This window comes from Leisingera sp. M658 (assembly GCF_025144145.1).
Lineage (GTDB): Bacteria > Pseudomonadota > Alphaproteobacteria > Rhodobacterales > Rhodobacteraceae > Leisingera.
Map to the genome: position 1 here is coordinate 255,859 of NZ_CP083546.1, position 16,957 is coordinate 272,815.

Genomic DNA, 16,957 nt, shown 5'->3' on the forward strand with positions numbered 1-16,957 from the left:
TCGAATTTCCTGATCCCACCCTTGACGTTTGTTGATGAATGCGCCCACACTTGGGCGCGAAAAAGGGGTAAACCCTTCTTCAGTCTCAATTCCGGCGGGGGATCGCCGGTTAATAAGAACCGCTGAATGGCGGGCTATTCCGCCGAATGGCGGGCTATCAGGAAGAGGTAAAAATGAAAAAATCCGTACTTTTGGGCGCAATGGCTTTTGCCGGTCTTGCGGCTGGCGCCGCTTCTGCCGGAACGCTGGACGATGTTAAGGCGCGCGGCAAGCTGAACTGCGGCGTCACCGTCGGCCTGGTCGGCTTTGCGGCTCCGAATGCAAACGGGGAATGGGAAGGTTTCGACGTTGCCGTGTGCCGGGCTGTGGCTGCAGCTGTGCTGGGCGACTCGACTGCTGTTGAATTCGTGCCGACCACCGGCAAGACCCGCTTTACCGCGCTGGCGTCCGGCGAGATTGACGTGCTGGCCCGCAACACAACCTGGACCTTCAGCCGCGATGTCGACCTGAAGTTCGAATTCACCGGCGTCAACTATTATGACGGCCAGGGCTTCATGGTCCCGAAAGAGCTGGGCGTGTCCTCGGCCAAGGAACTGGACGGCGCCACCGTCTGCATCCAGACCGGCACCACCACCGAGCTGAACCTGGCGGACTTCTTCCGCTCCAACAACATCTCTTACGAGCCGGTTCCGATCGAAACCAACGCCGAAGCGCAGCAGCAGTATCTGGCTGGCGCCTGCGACGTATACACCACCGACGCCTCCGGTCTGGCTGCAACCCGTGCCACCTTTGATGATCCGGGCGCGCATGTGCTGCTGCCGGAAATCATCTCCAAGGAGCCGCTGGGCCCGCTGGTCCGCCACGGCGACCACGAGTGGGGCGACGTTGTCCGCTGGACCCTGAACTCGCTGATCGCAGCTGAAGAGCTGGGCATCACATCGGCCAACCTGAGCGAAATGTCCGCCGGCACCGAGAACCCGGAAATCAACCGCCTGCTGGGCAGCGAAGGCACCCTGGGCGAGATGCTCGGCCTGGACGCCGCCTGGGCCCAGAAGGCAATCGCCTCGCAGGGGAACTACGGTGAAATCTTTGCCAAGAACATCGGTGAAGACACCCCGGTCGGCCTGGCCCGCGGCCTGAACGCACAGTGGACCGAAGGCGGCCTGCTGTACGCACCGCCGTTCCGCTAAACAGACCATCGGAAAGGGCGCGGGAGTTTCCTGCGCCCTTTTCCTATCAGAAAATAAGCTCCGGAGCGCTGCGGAGCGGGGACAACCCCGCCAGGACAGACTGCCGGAGCCCAGGGGATCACACTATATGTCAACGTTAACTGACCCTCCAAAGGAGCAGTTCCGGCTGTCTATGCTCCTTTATGACACCCGTTACCGGTCGGGGACCATCCAGGTCATCGCCATGTTCGGGTTCATGCTTTTGGCAGCCTGGCTTATCAACAACACAATGAGCAACCTGGCGGCGCAGGATAAGGCTTTCGACTTCGGTTTCTTCACCGAACCGGCCGGCTATGATATCAACCAGCGCCTGCTGGAGTACACTTCGCGCGACAGCCATTTGCGGGCCGCGCTGATGGGGCTTCTGAATACGCTGGTTGTTGCGTTTCTGGGCTGTGTCACGGCCACCATCCTGGGTGTGATCATCGGCGTTCTGCGGCTGTCGTCGAACTGGCTGGTGGCGCGTCTGATGACGATCTACGTCGAGCTGTTCCGCAACGTGCCGGTGCTGTTGTGGATCGTTTTTGTGATGGCGATCCTGATCGAAACCCTGCCGGCGCCACGGGCGTTCCGGGGTGAAAATCCCGAAGCCACGCTCAGCCTGATGGACAGCGTTGCCGTGACCAACCGGGGTGTCTATATCCCCGAGCCGTTGTTCTCGCGTTCGCTGGGCGATGCGCATCTGTTTGGCGATGCCTCGCTGCGGTTTGACGTCAGCCTGGACCTGATTGCCATTCTGGCTGTGCTGGGCCTCAGCCTGTTTGCGTCGATCAAGATCCGCCGGCGTGCGGACCGCATCCAGGAAGCCACCGGCGACCGCCCGGTGACCTGGCATGTGCGCACCGCCGTGGTGGTGGTGCCGATGGTGATCCTGCTGGCTGTGCTGGGTTTTCACCTGGGATACCCTGAGCTGAAGGGCTTTAACTTTCAGGGCGGCACCCACATGCGCAACTCGCTGATCGCGTTGTGGCTGGCGCTGTCGCTGTACACTGCCGCCTTCATCGCGGAAATCGTGCGCGCCGGGATCATGGCGATCTCCAAGGGCCAGACCGAAGCCGCCGAGGCCCTGGGCCTGCGCTCCAACAAGATCATGTCGCTGGTGGTTCTGCCGCAAGCGCTGCGGGTGATCATCCCGCCGCTGATCTCCAACTATCTGAACCTGACCAAGAACTCGTCGCTGGCGATTGCCGTGGGTTACATGGACATCACCGGCACCCTGGGCGGCATCACCATGAACCAGACAGGGCGCGAGCTGGAATGCGTTCTGTTGCTGATGGTGGTGTATCTGGCGATCTCGCTGACCATTTCCGGGGTCATGAACTGGTACAACGAAGCCGTGAAGCTGAAGGAGCGCTGAGATGTCTGATATCGGATTTGTCCGCACCGAAATGCTTCCCGAGCAGGATCCGCCCGCCTCTGAGGTCGGGGTGATCGGCTGGGCGCGGCATAACCTGTTTTCCAACTGGTTCAACTCGATCCTGACCATCGCGTCCCTTGCTGCGGTCTATTTCGTGCTGGCCGCCATTGTTCCCTGGATCCTGTCGCCCACCTGGGATGGCACCTCGCTGTCCAATTGCCGTGAAACGCTGGCCGCAGCGGGCCATGGCGATGCCCATGGCGCCTGCTGGGGCGTGATCAAGGAACGCTGGGTCCAGCTGATCTTCGGCTTCTACCCAAGCCATCTGTACTGGCGCCCGGTTGCAGCATTTGTCCTGCTGGGCGCGGCGCTGGCGCCGGTGCTGTTCTCGGACCGGGTGCCGTCGAAACTGCTGATTTTTTCGGCGCTTTACCCGTTCATCTTCCCCTGGCTTTTGTGGGGCGGCACCATCTGGATGCCGATTGCCGCGCTGGCAGGTTTTGTCATCGGCGGGCTGGTCTACAAATTCGCAGCAGAAGCGCTGAGCACACTTTTGGGCGTGATCCTGGGCGTTGCCGCGGCTGTTATCTGGTGGACGCTGCTGGTGGCGCCGGTCACGGGGGCGCTGGATTCGATCCTGCCCGTCGGCATCGAAGCGGTGGAAAGCCGCAAGTTCGGCGGCTTCATGCTGTCGGTGACCATCGGTGTTGTGGCCATCGCCTGCTCCTTGCCGATCGGCATCGTTCTGGCGCTGGGCCGCCAGTCGGATCTGCTGATCGTCAAATACATCTGCGTGGGCTTTATCGAGTTCATCCGGGGTGTGCCGCTGATCACGCTGTTGTTTGTGGCTTCGACCCTGCTGAACATCTTCATGCCGCCGGGAACCAATTTCGACATCATCCTGCGGGTGCTGATCATGGTCACGCTGTTTGCTGCGGCCTATATGGCCGAAGTGATCCGCGGCGGCCTGGCAGCCTTGCCCCGCGGCCAGTATGAGGGCGCCGATTCACTCGGCCTCAACTACTGGCAGGCGCAGCGGCTGATCATTATGCCGCAAGCGCTGAAGATCTCGATCCCCGGCATTGTTTCGACCTTCATCGGGGTGTTCAAGGACACCACGCTGGTCTCGATCATCGGGCTTCTGGACCCTCTGGGCCTGTCGAACGCCATTCGCGCGGACTCCAACTGGAACGGCATCGTCTGGGAACTTTACGGCTTTATCGCCCTGTTGTTCTTCGTCTTCTGCTTCTCCATGTCCCGCTATTCCATGTATCTGGAGCGCAAGCTTCAGACTGGCCACCGTTAAGGAGTTCAACATATGTCTGAACTTATGACCGACCGTCAAATCGACCGTTCCAAGATGCAGGTGAGCGATGAGGTCGCCATCGAAATCTCCAACATGAACAAGTGGTACGGGTCTTTTCACGTGCTGCGCGACATCAACCTGACGGTGAACCAGGGCGAGCGTATTGTCATTGCCGGCCCGTCCGGCTCGGGTAAATCCACCCTGATCCGCTGTTTGAACGCCCTGGAAGAGCATCAGCAGGGCAGGATCGAGGTGGATGGCACCGTCTTGTCAAATGACCTTAAGAACATCGACAAGATCCGTTCCGAGGTTGGCATGGTGTTCCAGCACTTCAACCTGTTCCCGCATCTGACCATTCTGGAAAATTGCACCCTGGCGCCGATCTGGGTCCGCAAGACGCCCAAGAAAGAGGCTGAAGAGCGGGCGATGCATTTCCTGGAGAAGGTGAAGATCCCGGAGCAGGCCGACAAATACCCCGGTCAGCTGTCGGGCGGCCAGCAGCAGCGTGTGGCGATTGCGCGCTCGCTTTGCATGATGCCGCGCATCATGCTGTTCGATGAGCCGACCTCGGCGCTGGACCCGGAGATGATCAAGGAGGTGCTCGACACCATGATCGAGCTGGCCGAAGAAGGCATGACCATGCTCTGCGTGACCCATGAGATGGGCTTTGCCCGTCAGGTGGCGAACCGGGTGATCTTTATGGACGCAGGTCAGATTGTGGAGCAGAACGAGCCGGAAGAATTCTTCAACAACCCGAAGAGCGAACGCACCAAACTGTTCCTCAGCCAGATCCTGGGCCACTAAGGCGCCAGTACCGTGACACAGAAAGGCCGGGCGTTTGCCCGGCCTTTTTCTCGTTCAGGGTTCCATTGTCAGGAGTGGCTTGCGAACACCTCTGTTGTGCCATCACCCAGGATCAGCAGGGTATCGAATGCCTCCCGCTCTCCGTCCATTTCCATCCCCGGCGAGCCGATCGGCATCCCCGGCACGGTCAGCCCCAGCGCCGCAGGCTGTTCTGCCAGCAGCCGCTGGATGTCGCTGGCCGGCACATGGCCTTCGATCACATAAGGCCCGGCCATCGCGGTGTGGCAGGAGGCCAGATCGCCGGTGACGCCGAGCCGTTCTTTCATCGCCCACAGGTTCTCGTCCGCTACATTGCGCACCTCGGTCGTGAAACCGGCAGCGGCCAGGTGATCGGCCCAGGCTGTGCAGCACCCGCAGGAGGGCGACTTCATGATGCGTATGGTCTCCGCTGCGATGGCAAATCCCGGCAGGGCGGTGAGAGGGAGGGCGGCTGCGGCCAGCAGCAGGGTACGGCGGTGCATGACGGTCTCCAGTCCGGTAATTGTCGTTTGGCAGCCTAGGCGCCGGGCCGCTGGGCGGCCAGAGGACTCCCGCGCGGGATGCGCTGCCTTGCCGCAGGGTTATTCGCCCAGCAGTTCGCGCGGAACGGCGAAATCGACCGCCTTACCGCTGCTCCAGCTTAGATCCTTCCAGCTGCTGATGTCGAATTCCGCCACCAGCGTTGCGCCGGTTGGGTAATCGTCGAACCGCGAATGATCCGGCGGGCTGGAGACGATCGAATGTGCAAAGGCGGCGATGCCGGGATTGTGCCCGATCAGCATGACCCGCGGCTGTTCCGCCTCAATCAGCACCTTGAACATCATTTCCGAATTGGCGTGATACAGACGTTCGGTGAACCGCGCAGGCACGCCCAGCTCCATCAGTTCGCAGGTTTCGCGGGTGCGTTGCGCAGACGATGAGATCACTTGATCCGGCACATATCCTTTGTCCCGCAACCAGGCGGCGATGGCCGGGGCAGACCGGCGTCCTCGTTTGTTCAGCGTTCGGGCGTGGTCGCTGGGGACATTGGCGTCCCAGGCGGATTTTGCATGGCGGGTCAGGATCAGGGTGCAGGTCATTGGGGGTGAAAATGCCTCATGTGATGTGCGGTTTGTTCCGGGTCGCGGCCGGCGTTGCGGCTTAGCGGGCAGGCGCGGCGGGCCAGACAGCCGCCTGCCAAGCAGCCGGTGCCGGCGGGAGTGTCGAGATAGTCATGGCAGGCTGCCAGATCGTAGGGGCCGCCATCTGCCAATGCGCTGACGGGACAGGCGCTGAGACAGGGGCGGGAGTGGCAGCTGCGGCAGGGAGACTCTGCCAAAGGCGGAGGGGGAATGTCAATTTCCTGTTTGAAATGAAGGCTCCCCCGCAAGGATATCAGCATGCCGGCGCGATCATGCACCATCATCTGTGACGGGGATGTGAAAAACCGGCCCGACGCCAGCGCCCAATTGATGAAAGGCGTGTAGGGCGGCCCGCCAAAGGGGAAATAGGCGCTGCCGCGCAAGTCCTGGGCCAGGGCGCTGACCACCCGCTCGGACCAGCGGTCCACCGGGTGCGGGGCACCGTCGCGGTACTCAGGACTGATCTTGAAGGCGGGCCAGAAAGCGGCAGCGGTTCCCAGCAGGATCAATGTGCCATCTTCCAGCGCTTTGACGGGCTGCCGCGCGGGATGCAGGGCACCGCAGACCGCAAGCCCGGCCTGCGCGGCGGCAGCTTCGATTTCAGGATAAGACAGCACCCCTTGGGCACCTTGGGCGCGGTGGTCTGGCAGGTCGGTCTGGGTCATATGCGGCATCCGTTCAGGGGCTTGGCGCGAGCCTAACAGCGCAAGCCTGCTTGCCAGAGTGCAAAAACGTCCCGCTCTGTTCTGCCGGCGTCTTCCCGCCGGCGCGGTCAGAAGCGGCGGAACGGCAGCCGCTGGCTCCAGCCCAGCCCAGCCTTGCCGGGCGCCCGTCCTGCCAGTGCAGCCCTGCTGCCGGCCGCTCTCATATGCCGGAACGCCTGAATGTGGTATGATCCGGCCACGGGGGAATGCGGGCCGGACTGTGCGGCATCGGGCCTATGGGCGGCTGGCAGGTTTCTCCCCAGGGAGAGTCAGAATGCCAAGATTTATCGTAACCGGCTGCTATACGTTCTCTGCCATGAAAGCGATGGTTGAAAGCCCCAGTGACCGCGAGGCGGCAGCCCGCGCCCTTGTCGAAGCGGCAGGCGGGACTTTGGAGAGCTACTACGTGACCACCGGCGAAAGCGATTTTGCGATCCAAGTGACAATTGACGACGCATCGGGCCTGCTTGCGGGGCTGATGGCAACGGGCGCCAGCGGCGCCGTCAGCAACCTGAAAACCGTGCGGGCCTTCACCTCGGACGAGTTTACCGCCATTCAGAAGAAGGCCGGCGGCATCGCCAAAGCCTACAAAGCGCCAGGAAGTTAAGGCAGCCAGCGGCCGGGCGGCAGCCGCCCGCTGCCATCCGGCTTCTTTCTGGTCAAAAATACCCCGGGGTGAATTGGCCCGGCAGGGTCAAGAGGGGCAGCGCCCCTCAGACACCCCCGCTGGCGCGCGTCAGGCGCGGATCATCGAACCGGCGCCGTGATCGGTAAACAGCTCCAGCAGCACCGAGTTCTGGACCCGCCCGTCAACGATGGTGCAGGCGCGCACGCCGTTGCGCACCGCATCCAGCGCGGTTTCGGTCTTGGGGATCATCCCGCCGGCAATCACGCCGCTGGCGGTCATTGCATCAACATCGGCGGCCTTCAGCTCGGTCACCACGTCGCCGTTGCCGTTTTTGACGCCCGCCACATCGGTCAGCAGCAACAGCCGATCAGCCTGCAGCGCCTTGGCGATGGCACCGGCTGCGGTGTCGCCATTGATGTTGAAGGTCTCTCCTTCCCGGCCCGCACCGATCGGGGCGATCACCGGGATCATGTCTTTTTCAAACAGACCGTACAGCACCTTGGGGTCCAATTCGGACGGGGCGCCGACAAAGCCCAGATCCGGGTCGGCCTGATCGCAGGTTATCAGATTGGCGTCCTTGCCCGACAGGCCAACGGCGCGGCCGCCCTGGCGGTTGATCGCCTGCACGATGCGCTTGTTGACGACGCCGGACAGAACCATCTCCACCACCTCCATGGTGGCGGCATCGGTGACCCGCTTGCCGTTGACAAACTCAGACTGGATCTGCAGCTTTTCCAGCATCGCATTGATCATCGGCCCGCCGCCGTGGACGATCACCGGGTTCACGCCGACCTGGCGCATCAGCACGATATCGCGGGCAAAGGTCTCCATCGCTTCGTCGCTGCCCATGGCGTGGCCGCCCAGCTTGATGACAACAATGGCCCCGTCATAGCGCTGCAGATAGGGCAGGGCGCTTGAGAGGGTCTCGGCAGTGGCAATCCAGTCGCGGTTCATCTTTTGTGTCTTCATCGCTGTCATCATTCCTTTGACAAAAGGGTGTAGGCGGTTCCGGGGCCGCTGCCAAGCGTTGCGTGCGGCACGCCGGGCGCCCGCCGCCGGCGGGAGGCCATTGCGGTTGCCTGTGCGGGTGGTAGGCTCAGCCTGGAAATCTCCTGTGAGGATCAACAGATGCGTCAGAAGACCTTGCTATTGACCGGCGCCAGCCGCGGCATCGGCCATGCGACGGTGCGCCGCTTCAACCGCGAAGGCTGGCGGGTTATCACCTGCTCGCGGCATCCGTTCCCGGCTGAATGCCCGTGGGGCGGCGGCCAGGAAAACCATGTGCAGCTGGACCTGTCAGACCCGTCGGACACGATCAACGCGGTGGGCCAGATCCAGGACCTGCTGGACGGCCGCTTGGACGCGCTGGTCAACAATGCCGGGATCTCGCCCAAGGGGCCGGACGGCGAGCGGCTCAGCACGCTGGACACCGATCTGATGGATTGGGGCAAAGTGTTCCACGTGAATTTCTTCAGCTCGGTTGTGCTGGCACGGGGGTTGAAGGAGGAACTGGCAGCCGCCAAAGGGTCCGTCGTCAACGTGACCTCTATTGCAGGCAGCCGGGTGCACCCCTTTGCTGGGGCTGCCTATGCCACCTCCAAGGCGGCACTGGCGGCGCTGACGCGGGAGATGGCGCATGACTTCGGCCCCTTGGGGGTGCGGGTCAATGCCATTGCGCCAGGCGAGGTGGAGACTGCTATCCTGTCGCCAGGCACCGACAAGATTGTCGAAAAGCTGCCGATGCAGCGGCTGGGCCAGCCCGAGGAGGTGGCCTCGGCGATCTATTTCCTGTGCTCTGAAGGCAGTTCCTATATCTCTGGTGCCGAGATTGAGGTGAACGGGGCGCAGCACGTTTAATGGCGGGCATGCCGCCCGGCCTAAAGGCCGGGCGGCGCTCTGTCAGCTTACCGCGCGTTTCAGCACCGGCAGGTTGCCCAGCAGCAGCACGTCAATCGCCAGCACCGCCAGCAGCAGCAGGCCGGTCAGCGGGAAGGCCAGCGAGACCAGCACCGCAATCAGCGCAGCCCCCTTCCAGAACGGCATCTCTGCTGGTTCCGGCGGTGCGGCCAGGCGGCTGGCACCTGCGGGGCGGCGTTTCATCCACATCACCAGGCCGGAGACGCAGACAAAGATCACTGCAAGGCAGAACACCACGTTCAGAACGAAGCTCCAGGTGCCCATCAGACCCATGTGGAAGGGGATGCTGACGGCCATTGCCTTGCCGGCCAGGGAGTAGTCCTGGTATTTCACATCGGCGAGGATCTTGCCGCTGTACTGGTCGATATGAATGGTGCGGTCGATGAAAGGATCGTCGCCGTCGCCGCTCATGCTGTCGCGGTTGATGGTCCAGACGCCATTTTCGCCGCCGGGATAGGCCAGGCGGAAGCGGCCTTCCATCCCCAAAGCGCGGCCCAGGGCGATAATGTTGCCTGCGTCCACAGGCCGGCCTTCGGAAATGCCGGTAATCCCGGCCTCAGAGCCGGAAGCGGGCATCGGGGTCTGCTCCAGCGCCCAGGGCACATCATTGGTGGCGCCGTGGTTCATGCTGGCGTGGATGTCGTCGGACAGGGGCACGTTGTCCCATTTTGCTGCCGGGAAGGTGCTCCAGGCCTGCATCATCTGGCCGCCCCAGATGCCGGTCCACGACAGGCCTGAGAGCAGGAAGATGACCAGCAGGGCCGACATCCAGAAGCCGGTGACCGCGTGCAGGTTCTTCCACAGGGCGCGGCCCTTGGCGCGGAAATTTGGGACAAAGGCACTGGCGGCATTGCCGCGCGGCCACCACAGGTACACCCCGGTGAGAACCAGCACGATGCCAAGGCCCGCGGCGATCTCGATCAGCCGGTCGCCAGTGTCGCCGATCAACAGGGTCGAGTGGATGTTGTCGGCCAGATCATACCAGCCTGCGCGGCGGTCCCATGTCTCGATCACTTCGCCGGTGTACTGGTTCAGTGCCACCAGACGCTGGCCAGCCTCGGTTTTGACGCGGAACACGGCGGCCAGATCCGGCGCCTTGGGGCCGATCCATTCGGCAATGGTGCCGGGCTGGGCGGCCAGCACGGCGGCGGATTGATCAGCGATGCTGAGTTCGGCGGCACCCTGGGTAACGGTGATGGTCTCGCCGTCGCGGCCGTCGAACTGGGTGATGAACATCATCATCAGGCCAGTGACGGCCAGCATGATCAGGAACGGCACCACAAACAGGCCGGCATAGAAGTGCCAGCGCCAGGCGGCGAAGTAGAATTTCTCGGACAGCGGGCGCGATTGGCCCGCGGATTGCGGTTGGCTGGTCGCCATGGGACTCTCCATGTCAGAATAGGCGGGCACAGATGTGCCGGCAGGTATGTTGGGGGATTTGGGGGATGAAAGGGTCAGGACCCATTGATCCGGCCTGGTCCAGATATCGCTGCACGGGAGAACGCGCCGGGCGTTGCTCCAATTCAGCAAAGCAGACGGGCGGCTGTCAGGTGGCGGGCAGGGGGATCTGCGCGCTCAGCCAGTGCCGGGCCCGGATGAAAGGGGGCTGACCCTAGGCCGCGGCGGGCGGGCCGCGGGCGTCATAGCGCCAGTGGAAACCGGCACTGTGATGAGTGAACACCTCGCGCGACCAGCGGTCGGCCAGCGGTGCGTCGAGGCTGAGGTTCAGCGTGCTGTCCGGCAGCAAAGCCGCCGTGGTAATCCCGGAGAAGGGGCAGCTGCGGTCGTCCATCGGTTCCGCAGGATCATGTGAACCTCCATTGCCCGGATCGACCCAGGCCTCCTGCACGCCATCAGTGGTGCAGATCACCAGCAGCACCTTGCCGTCCTGTGTGGTGCTTGGCATCCAGCCGGCCGGGATCAGCCCGGCAACGGCCAGGGCGATCACAACCAGAAAGGAGGACAAGCAGCGCAGCATGCGGTTACAGCCCGGCGATGATCGAGCGCAGGGTGGCGATGCCGTCGCCCTTCTCGGACGAGGTCAGGACGATCTCAGGGTAAGCGGCGGGGTGTTTGGACAAGGCGTCCTTCACCTGCTCCAGCACCTTGGCGCGGTCCGTTTCCTTGACCTTGTCGGCCTTGGTCATGACGCATTGGAAGGTAACGGCAGAGCTGTCCAGCAGCTTCATGATCTCGGCGTCCACCGCCTTGATCCCGTGGCGGCTGTCGATCAGCACAAAGGCGCGGCGCAGGTTCTGGCGGCCTGACAGGTAGCGTTTCAAGAGCTTCTGCCATTGCTCCACGATTTTCAGCGGCGCGTTGGCATAGCCATAGCCGGGCAGGTCGACCAGATACAGTTCTGGCCCTTGGGTGAAGAAGTTGATCTCTTGCGTGCGGCCCGGCGTGTTGGAGGCGCGCGCGATGCCCTTGGTGCCGGTCAGCGCGTTGATCAGGCTCGACTTGCCGACGTTGGAACGGCCGGCAAAGCAGACCTCCAGCCGGTCGGCATCGGGCAGGCCGTTCATCGCGACCACGCCCTTCAGGAACTCGGTCTCGCCCGCAAACAGCTTGCGGCCTTTTTCGGCAGAGATGTCATCCGGCGCCTCGGCCAGGGAGAATTGCATTTGCATCACAGCACCTTTACCGCGTCGCCAAGACGGATTTCACCGCTGCGCACCACTTCGGCGTAGACAGAGAAATCCTGGTGGCCCCAGTTGTCTTTCAGGGTCTTGAGCGTATCGGCGTCGCGTTCGCCGGTTTCGGGGTTGGCGGTGGTCGCCAGGCAGCGCACAACCCGTTCGCGTACCGCAAAAACAGCCTCGCCGATCTGCACCTCGCGGCCCAGCCAGTCGTTTTCGGCCCAAGGATCATCCAGATCGAACCAGATGTTGCCGCGCCAGCGCTTGGGCGACAGATCATGGCCGATGGCCTGTTCCACAGCCCGGTGAGAGGCCCGGTTGCACAGGGTAACCGAGGGGAAAGGGGTATCGGTCATGCCGCGGCCCGGAACCCGGATGATACGGGCAGAGGCGGCACGGCCCGTCGGCGTCAGCGGCTTTTCCCAATCGAGGAAACGCTGCAGATCCGCAGGATTTTCCGGATCGAATGTCAGGTCAGGCTGCTGCGGGTGGGTCAGCGTCAGCTGGCCGCTGGCATCGTGCAGGCGGGCATTGATGGCCATCAGCCCGGGCGCCTTGGAGCCGCGGGTGAAGTTCTGGCAGGGCGCCCATTCGGAGCCGTCCGCCTTGGAGACCTCATGCGCGACCGCCCAAACGCGATCGCCGGGCATGGTTTGCCCGGCGGTCAGGGTTACATTTTCCAGCGCTTCACGCCCGTGGGATTTGAGCGGGTGGCGCCAGATGTCCGTAACTTGGTGCGTCATCAGCTGTCAGCCTTGGGCTTTTTCTTGAAGCCCGACTTGATGTTGCCGAACACGTCCGGTTTGTAGCCGTGGCTGCGCATGATCAGATACTGCTGGCTGAAGGTGATCGTGTTGTTGGCAATCCAATAGACCACCAGGCCGGAGGCAAAGCCGCCGAGCATGAACATGAACACCCAGGGCATCCAGGCAAAGATCATCTGCTGGGTCGGGTCGGTGGGTGCCGGGTTCAGTTTCTGCTGCAGCCACATGGAGATGCCGAGCAGGATCGGCAGGATACCGATGAAAACCAGCGCCATGATGCTTTCCGGTGCCGGGGAGGCAAAGGGCAGCAGGCCGAACAGGTTCATGATCGAGGTCGGATCCGGCGCGCTGAGGTCCTGGAATGGGCCAAAGAAGGGCGCGTGGCGCAGTTCCAGGGTGACAAAGATCACCTTGTAGAGCGAGAAGAAAATGGGGATCTGGATCAGGATCGGCAAACAGCCCGCGGCGGGGTTCACCTTTTCCTTCTTGTAGAGCTCCATCATCTCCTTTTGCATCTTCTGGCGGTCGTCGCCGGTGCGCTCCTTAAGCTTCTCCATCTCTGGCTGAAGCTCTTTCATCTTGGCCATCGAGGCATAAGATTTATAGGCCAGCGGGAACACCAGGATCTTGATCACCACGGTCAGGCCGATGATCGCCCAGCCCATGTTGCCGATCAGCACGTTCAGATTGTGCAACAGCCAGAACATCGGCTTGGTCAGGAAGAAGAACCAGCCCCAGTCGATGACATCCAGGAAGCCTTGGATGCCTGCGGATTGGTAGCCGCGGATGGCTTCCCATTCTTTGGCACCGGCAAACAGCCGGGTGGTGACCTCTGACGACTGGCCGTCGGCGACGGTCTGGGTCGGCAGAACGATGTCGGTCTGATAGATCTCGCGGCGCTCGTCGAATTTGGCGATCGAACGGAAGGCCTGGCCCGGTTCGGGGATCAGGGTCGACATCCAGTAGTGGTCGGTAAATCCGATCCAGCCGTTCTCTGCGACCTGTTTGACCTCGGCCCGGGAGCCGTCGCGCGGATCCGGCTCGAAATCAGCCATGTCGTCATAGTCGGTTTCGGCCAGTTCGGCGTCCGACATGCCGACCAGGCCTTCGTGCAGGATGAAGAAGTTCTTCAGGTCCGCAGGCTGGCCATGGCGGGCCAAGGTGCCGTAGGGCGCCAGGGCGACGCTGCCGCCGGAGGCATTGGCCACCGACTGGGTGACCGAGAACATGTAATCCTCATCCACCGCGATGGTGCGCGAGAATGTCAGGCCCTTGCCGTTGTCCCAGGTCAGGGTGACGGGGCTGTCCGTGGACAGGGCGGCGTTTGCCGGCGCGGTCCAGATGGTGTTGGCACCCGGCACATCGTCCAGCGACAGGCCCGCACCCGGCGCCCAGCCGTAAAGCGCGTAATAGGCGCCGGCATCGCCCACGGGCTTCAGCAGTTTGACGATCGGAGACCCTTCGTCCAGCGTCTCGCGGTAGTCCTTCAGCGACAGATCGTCGATCCGGCCGCCCTGCAGCGAGATGCTGCCGGCCAGGCGCGCAGTATCGATGGCAACGCGCGGCGCATCGGGGGCTTCGGCCTCTTCCGCGGCTGTCTCTGCCACCGCGTCTGCGGAGGCGCTGGGGGCCAGGGCGGTATCGCCTGCGGGCGCGGATTCGCTGACCGCGGTTTCCGGCGCCTGTTCCGGCTCTGGCGGCGGGAAAAAGGTGTACCACCCCAGGATCACCAGAAAGCTGAGTACGGTTGCGAGAATAAGATTTTTGTTCTGATCGTCCATTGGGGACTGCCACCTCGTGTAGGGAAGGACACGTGGGGTTCAACAGAGGTGGGCCGCAAAGGTCAAGCAGAATCGCGGCGCGCCGGGGCGGCATAGCGCCCTGGTGCAGCAGAAAGTCAAAGGAATTGAGTATTCAGGGGGTCTGGCGGCCGATCACAGGCGTGTCCTGCAATTTGGCTTCATGGGACGTGATCCAGTCCAGCGTCTGGTCGAACGGCATCGGGCGGCCGATGCCGAAGCCCTGCACATGGCCGCAGCCCAGCTGCGCCAGCAGTGCGTGTTCGCCTGCGGTCTCAACCCCTTCGGCCAGGGTTTCCAGCTCCAGCCGTTCGGCCATGGTAAGGATCGCAGAGATCAGTTTTTGCTGTTCCGGATCCTGATCCGCCTTCATCACAAAAGACCGGTCGATTTTGATGCGCGAGATGCTGAAACGGCGCACCGCGGCGATGGAGGCATGACCGGTTCCGAAGTCATCCAGGTCGATGTGGCAGCCCATTTCGCTGAGGGCGAGGATGTTGCGGGTGATCACGTCGTCGGGCTGATCGGTCATCACGGTTTCCAGGATCTCCACACACAGGCGGCTGGGCGGCAACTCAAAACGTTCAAGCTCCCATTTGATGCGTCCCGCAAGCCCGGGGTTGCGCAGCTCCTGGGTGGCAAAGTTCACTCCGACGCAGGGCACCTGGACGCCGGCGGCATCCCAGGCCTTGATCGCCACCAGGGAATTGTAAAGCATCACCTGGCTCAGCCGGTCCATCAGCCCGGCTTCCTCCAGCGCGGGCAGGAAGGTCGAGGGCGGGATCAGCCCCTGCACCGGGTGCGACCAGCGGGCCAGCGCCTCGAACCCGGATACCCGGCCGGTGTCGGTGCAGATCTGCGGCTGGAACCAAGCCTGAATCTGACCGGATTCCAGGGCCGAAGCAGCCTCTTCGCGCAGGTTGGAACGGGTTCCACCGCGCCCGGACATATCCACCGAAAAGGCGCGGATGCCGCCCGGTCCATTGCTTTGCGCCTCGGCCAGGGCTGTCACGGCGGCACCGGTCCAGTCGGACCCGGCCTTGCCCGGAGCCCGGTTGCGCTGGCAAAAGCCGATGGAGCAGGTCACGTAGATGTTAGTGCCATCCAGCGGCACAGGTTCCTCGGCGGCGGTCTGCATCCGGCCGGCCAGCTGGATGCACAATTCCAGATCCAGCTGCAGGGTCGGGGCCAGGCAGATGGCAAAGCGGCTGTCGCCGATCCGGGCAATGGTATCGTGCTGGCGCAGGATCGAGGCGATCTGCGTGCCGCAGTGCTGAACGATACGGTCGCCGGCCTCAAGCCCGTGCCGGTCCGCCAGTTCTTTATACTCGTCCAGTTCCAGGATGAAGACCGCGGAGCGCAGATCCGTTTCCGCGCATTCGTCATAGATGCGGGCGGTCTCATGCTCGAACCCGTCGCGCAGCATCATGCCGGTGACACTGTCGCGCGGCAAGCCGCCGCCGCCGAGCTTGCTGAACCCGCCGACAACGGCAATCAGCACCGGCAGGCCAAGCGCCACTGACAGCAGCGCGGTTTCGCCGCCAAGCCAATAGGTGGCCAGGGTCAGGGCAGGCAGGAATGCGAGCACAGGCGGCCCGAAAAGTGCCGGGGCAAGGGTTTGCCGGAGCCGTGCCAGGAGACCTGATCCCGTGTTTGTCATTCTCAGACCTTTCGTCTGCAGCCAGTCGTTCCGGCATGAGACTAGGGTGCTGATCTAACCCGGGAGTTAACGCAGCTTGGGAATTTCCGGTATTTCCGGCCTGGAATCCGGGTTCTTCAGTTCCAAACCGGCAAAATCGAACAGTTTCGGATCCAGCAGGTGCGAAGGCCGGGCATTCATCAGTGCGCGGAACATCACCTGGCGGCGGCCCGGGCTGTTTGATTCCCACTGATCCAGGATCTGTTTCACCTGCTGGCGCTGCAGCCCGTCCTGGCTGCCGCACAGGTCGCAGGGGATGATCGGATAGTTCATGGAACGGGCGAATTTTTCGCAATCGGCCTCGGCCACATGGGCCAGCGGACGGAACACGAACAAGTCGCCTTCTTCGTTGACCAGCTTAGGCGGCATGGTCGCGAGCCGCCCGCCGTGAAAGAGGTTCATGAAGAAGGTTTCCAGAATGTCATCCCGGTGATGGCCCAGCACAACTGCCGAGCAGCCCTCCTCCCGTGCAATGCGGTACAGGTTGCCGCGGCGCAGGCGCGAACAGAGCGCGCAAAAGGTCCGGCCCTGCGGAACCTTGTCCATCACGATGGAATAGGTGTCCTGATATTCGATCCGGTGCGGCACGCGCATCTTTTTCAGGAACTCCGGCAGCACGGTGGCCGGAAAACCGGGCTGGCCCTGATCCAGATTGCAGGCAAGCAGATCGACGGGCAGCAGGCCGCGCCACTTCAGCTCATAAAGAACCGCCAGCAGGGTATAGCTGTCCTTGCCGCCCGACAGGCAGACCAGCCACTTGGGTGTGCTGCCGTCCGTGCGGCGCTCCACCATGCCGTATTGGTCGATCGCCTCGCGCGCGTAGCGCACGATACGCTTCCTGAGTTTCTTGAACTCGGTAGTCGAGGGGGCGCCGGCAAACAGCGGGTGGATTTCGTCCAGATCATCATCAAGCATGGGCGCGCCCTAGCTGAGGAAGTGCGTTTTGCCAAG

The 16,957-nt window shown here is 62.7% G+C and carries 17 protein-coding genes; 6 read left to right on the top strand and 11 right to left on the bottom strand.

The window, feature by feature from the left end:
* Positions 1 to 173: 173 nt before the first annotated feature.
* The 4 genes from K3724_RS01370 (at position 174) to K3724_RS01385 (ending at position 4,696) form a co-directional block, all read left to right on the top strand.
* Positions 174 to 1,190 (top strand): amino acid ABC transporter substrate-binding protein, encoded by a 1,017-nt coding sequence (locus K3724_RS01370; RefSeq protein ID WP_259989359.1) that lies wholly within the window; start codon positions 174 to 176, stop codon positions 1,188 to 1,190.
* A 127-nt stretch (positions 1,191 to 1,317) separates the two neighbouring features.
* On the top strand, positions 1,318 to 2,586 hold the full coding sequence (locus K3724_RS01375) for an amino acid ABC transporter permease (protein WP_259989361.1): 1,269 nt from the start codon (positions 1,318 to 1,320) through the stop codon (positions 2,584 to 2,586).
* 1 nt (position 2,587) lies between these two features.
* On the top strand, positions 2,588 to 3,892 hold the full coding sequence (locus K3724_RS01380; RefSeq protein WP_259989363.1) for an amino acid ABC transporter permease: 1,305 nt from the start codon (positions 2,588 to 2,590) through the stop codon (positions 3,890 to 3,892).
* A gap of 12 nt (positions 3,893 to 3,904) precedes the next feature.
* The gene (locus tag K3724_RS01385; RefSeq protein ID WP_311198476.1) at positions 3,905 to 4,696 is read left to right on the top strand and encodes an amino acid ABC transporter ATP-binding protein; all 792 of its coding nucleotides are present in this window, start codon (positions 3,905 to 3,907) and stop codon (positions 4,694 to 4,696) included.
* 68 nt (positions 4,697 to 4,764) lie between these two features.
* Here K3724_RS01385 and K3724_RS01390 read toward each other — a convergent pair whose 3' ends face one another.
* The 3 genes from K3724_RS01390 to K3724_RS01400 all read right to left on the bottom strand — a co-directional run bounded on the left by K3724_RS01390 (position 4,765) and on the right by K3724_RS01400 (position 6,521).
* Positions 4,765 to 5,217 (bottom strand): DUF411 domain-containing protein, encoded by a 453-nt coding sequence (locus K3724_RS01390; protein ID WP_259989365.1) that lies wholly within the window; start codon positions 5,215 to 5,217, stop codon positions 4,765 to 4,767.
* 99 nt (positions 5,218 to 5,316) lie between these two features.
* The gene (locus tag K3724_RS01395) at positions 5,317 to 5,814 is read right to left on the bottom strand and encodes a histidine phosphatase family protein (protein ID WP_259989367.1); all 498 of its coding nucleotides are present in this window, start codon (positions 5,812 to 5,814) and stop codon (positions 5,317 to 5,319) included.
* Positions 5,811 to 6,521 carry a ferredoxin gene (locus K3724_RS01400; RefSeq protein WP_259989369.1) on the bottom strand — a complete coding sequence of 237 codons (711 nt, stop codon included), beginning with the start codon at positions 6,519 to 6,521 and terminating at the stop codon, positions 5,811 to 5,813. Before K3724_RS01400 ends, K3724_RS01395 begins: the two co-directional genes overlap by 4 nt.
* Before the next feature lie 313 nt (positions 6,522 to 6,834).
* Between K3724_RS01400 and K3724_RS01405 the strand changes: the two genes are divergently transcribed.
* On the top strand, positions 6,835 to 7,167 hold the full coding sequence (locus tag K3724_RS01405) for a GYD domain-containing protein (RefSeq protein ID WP_259989371.1): 333 nt from the start codon (positions 6,835 to 6,837) through the stop codon (positions 7,165 to 7,167).
* Positions 7,168 to 7,296: 129 nt separating this feature from the next.
* Here the strand turns inward: K3724_RS01405 and argB are convergent, their stop codons facing one another.
* Positions 7,297 to 8,157 (bottom strand): acetylglutamate kinase, encoded by an 861-nt coding sequence (gene argB, locus K3724_RS01410; protein WP_259989373.1) that lies wholly within the window; start codon positions 8,155 to 8,157, stop codon positions 7,297 to 7,299.
* Between the two features lie 159 nt (positions 8,158 to 8,316).
* Between argB and K3724_RS01415 the strand changes: the two genes are divergently transcribed.
* Positions 8,317 to 9,045, top strand: coding sequence for an SDR family NAD(P)-dependent oxidoreductase (locus K3724_RS01415; RefSeq protein ID WP_129372188.1), 729 nt, complete (start codon positions 8,317 to 8,319; stop codon positions 9,043 to 9,045).
* A 42-nt stretch (positions 9,046 to 9,087) separates the two neighbouring features.
* Here the strand turns inward: K3724_RS01415 and K3724_RS01420 are convergent, their stop codons facing one another.
* The 7 genes from K3724_RS01420 to ttcA all read right to left on the bottom strand — a co-directional run bounded on the left by K3724_RS01420 (position 9,088) and on the right by ttcA (position 16,921).
* On the bottom strand, positions 9,088 to 10,485 hold the full coding sequence (locus K3724_RS01420) for a PepSY domain-containing protein (protein ID WP_259989375.1): 1,398 nt from the start codon (positions 10,483 to 10,485) through the stop codon (positions 9,088 to 9,090).
* Positions 10,486 to 10,717: 232 nt separating this feature from the next.
* Complete coding sequence (locus K3724_RS01425; RefSeq protein WP_259989377.1) at positions 10,718 to 11,083, bottom strand: DUF2946 family protein; 366 nt, start codon at positions 11,081 to 11,083, stop codon at positions 10,718 to 10,720.
* Positions 11,084 to 11,087: 4 nt separating this feature from the next.
* Positions 11,088 to 11,735 carry a ribosome biogenesis GTP-binding protein YihA/YsxC gene (gene yihA, locus K3724_RS01430; RefSeq protein WP_259989379.1) on the bottom strand — a complete coding sequence of 216 codons (648 nt, stop codon included), beginning with the start codon at positions 11,733 to 11,735 and terminating at the stop codon, positions 11,088 to 11,090.
* Entirely contained in the window at positions 11,735 to 12,487 is a 753-nt protein-coding gene (locus tag K3724_RS01435) for an MOSC domain-containing protein (protein WP_259989381.1), read from the bottom strand. The genes yihA and K3724_RS01435 overlap by 1 nt, the downstream gene beginning before the upstream one ends.
* On the bottom strand, positions 12,487 to 14,289 hold the full coding sequence (gene yidC / locus K3724_RS01440; RefSeq protein ID WP_259989383.1) for a membrane protein insertase YidC: 1,803 nt from the start codon (positions 14,287 to 14,289) through the stop codon (positions 12,487 to 12,489). Before yidC ends, K3724_RS01435 begins: the two co-directional genes overlap by 1 nt.
* 133 nt (positions 14,290 to 14,422) lie before the next feature.
* A complete protein-coding gene (locus K3724_RS01445) occupies positions 14,423 to 15,967 on the bottom strand; it encodes a bifunctional diguanylate cyclase/phosphodiesterase (protein WP_259989385.1) in 1,545 nt (514 codons plus the stop codon).
* A gap of 66 nt (positions 15,968 to 16,033) precedes the next feature.
* On the bottom strand, positions 16,034 to 16,921 hold the full coding sequence (gene ttcA / locus K3724_RS01450; RefSeq protein WP_259989387.1) for a tRNA 2-thiocytidine(32) synthetase TtcA: 888 nt from the start codon (positions 16,919 to 16,921) through the stop codon (positions 16,034 to 16,036).
* Positions 16,922 to 16,957 lie beyond the last annotated feature (36 nt).

Excerpts from the sequence above, each read along its gene's own strand:
- K3724_RS01370 (WP_259989359.1), top strand. The coding sequence starts at position 174 with ATGAAAAAATCCGTACTTTTGGGCGCAATGGCTTTTGCCGGTCTTGCG.
- K3724_RS01375 (WP_259989361.1), top strand. The coding sequence starts at position 1,318 with ATGTCAACGTTAACTGACCCTCCAAAGGAGCAGTTCCGGCTGTCTATG.
- K3724_RS01380 (WP_259989363.1), top strand. The coding sequence starts at position 2,588 with ATGTCTGATATCGGATTTGTCCGCACCGAAATGCTTCCCGAGCAGGAT.
- K3724_RS01385 (WP_311198476.1), top strand. The coding sequence starts at position 3,905 with ATGTCTGAACTTATGACCGACCGTCAAATCGACCGTTCCAAGATGCAG.
- K3724_RS01390 (WP_259989365.1), bottom strand. The coding sequence starts at position 5,217 with ATGCACCGCCGTACCCTGCTGCTGGCCGCAGCCGCCCTCCCTCTCACC.
- K3724_RS01395 (WP_259989367.1), bottom strand. The coding sequence starts at position 5,814 with ATGACCTGCACCCTGATCCTGACCCGCCATGCAAAATCCGCCTGGGAC.
- K3724_RS01400 (WP_259989369.1), bottom strand. The coding sequence starts at position 6,521 with ATGACCCAGACCGACCTGCCAGACCACCGCGCCCAAGGTGCCCAAGGG.
- K3724_RS01405 (WP_259989371.1), top strand. The coding sequence starts at position 6,835 with ATGCCAAGATTTATCGTAACCGGCTGCTATACGTTCTCTGCCATGAAA.
- argB (WP_259989373.1), bottom strand. The coding sequence starts at position 8,157 with ATGAAGACACAAAAGATGAACCGCGACTGGATTGCCACTGCCGAGACC.
- K3724_RS01415 (WP_129372188.1), top strand. The coding sequence starts at position 8,317 with ATGCGTCAGAAGACCTTGCTATTGACCGGCGCCAGCCGCGGCATCGGC.
- K3724_RS01420 (WP_259989375.1), bottom strand. The coding sequence starts at position 10,485 with ATGGCGACCAGCCAACCGCAATCCGCGGGCCAATCGCGCCCGCTGTCC.
- K3724_RS01425 (WP_259989377.1), bottom strand. The coding sequence starts at position 11,083 with ATGCTGCGCTGCTTGTCCTCCTTTCTGGTTGTGATCGCCCTGGCCGTT.
- yihA (WP_259989379.1), bottom strand. The coding sequence starts at position 11,735 with ATGCAAATGCAATTCTCCCTGGCCGAGGCGCCGGATGACATCTCTGCC.
- K3724_RS01435 (WP_259989381.1), bottom strand. The coding sequence starts at position 12,487 with ATGACGCACCAAGTTACGGACATCTGGCGCCACCCGCTCAAATCCCAC.
- yidC (WP_259989383.1), bottom strand. The coding sequence starts at position 14,289 with ATGGACGATCAGAACAAAAATCTTATTCTCGCAACCGTACTCAGCTTT.
- K3724_RS01445 (WP_259989385.1), bottom strand. The coding sequence starts at position 15,967 with ATGACAAACACGGGATCAGGTCTCCTGGCACGGCTCCGGCAAACCCTT.
- ttcA (WP_259989387.1), bottom strand. The coding sequence starts at position 16,921 with ATGCTTGATGATGATCTGGACGAAATCCACCCGCTGTTTGCCGGCGCC.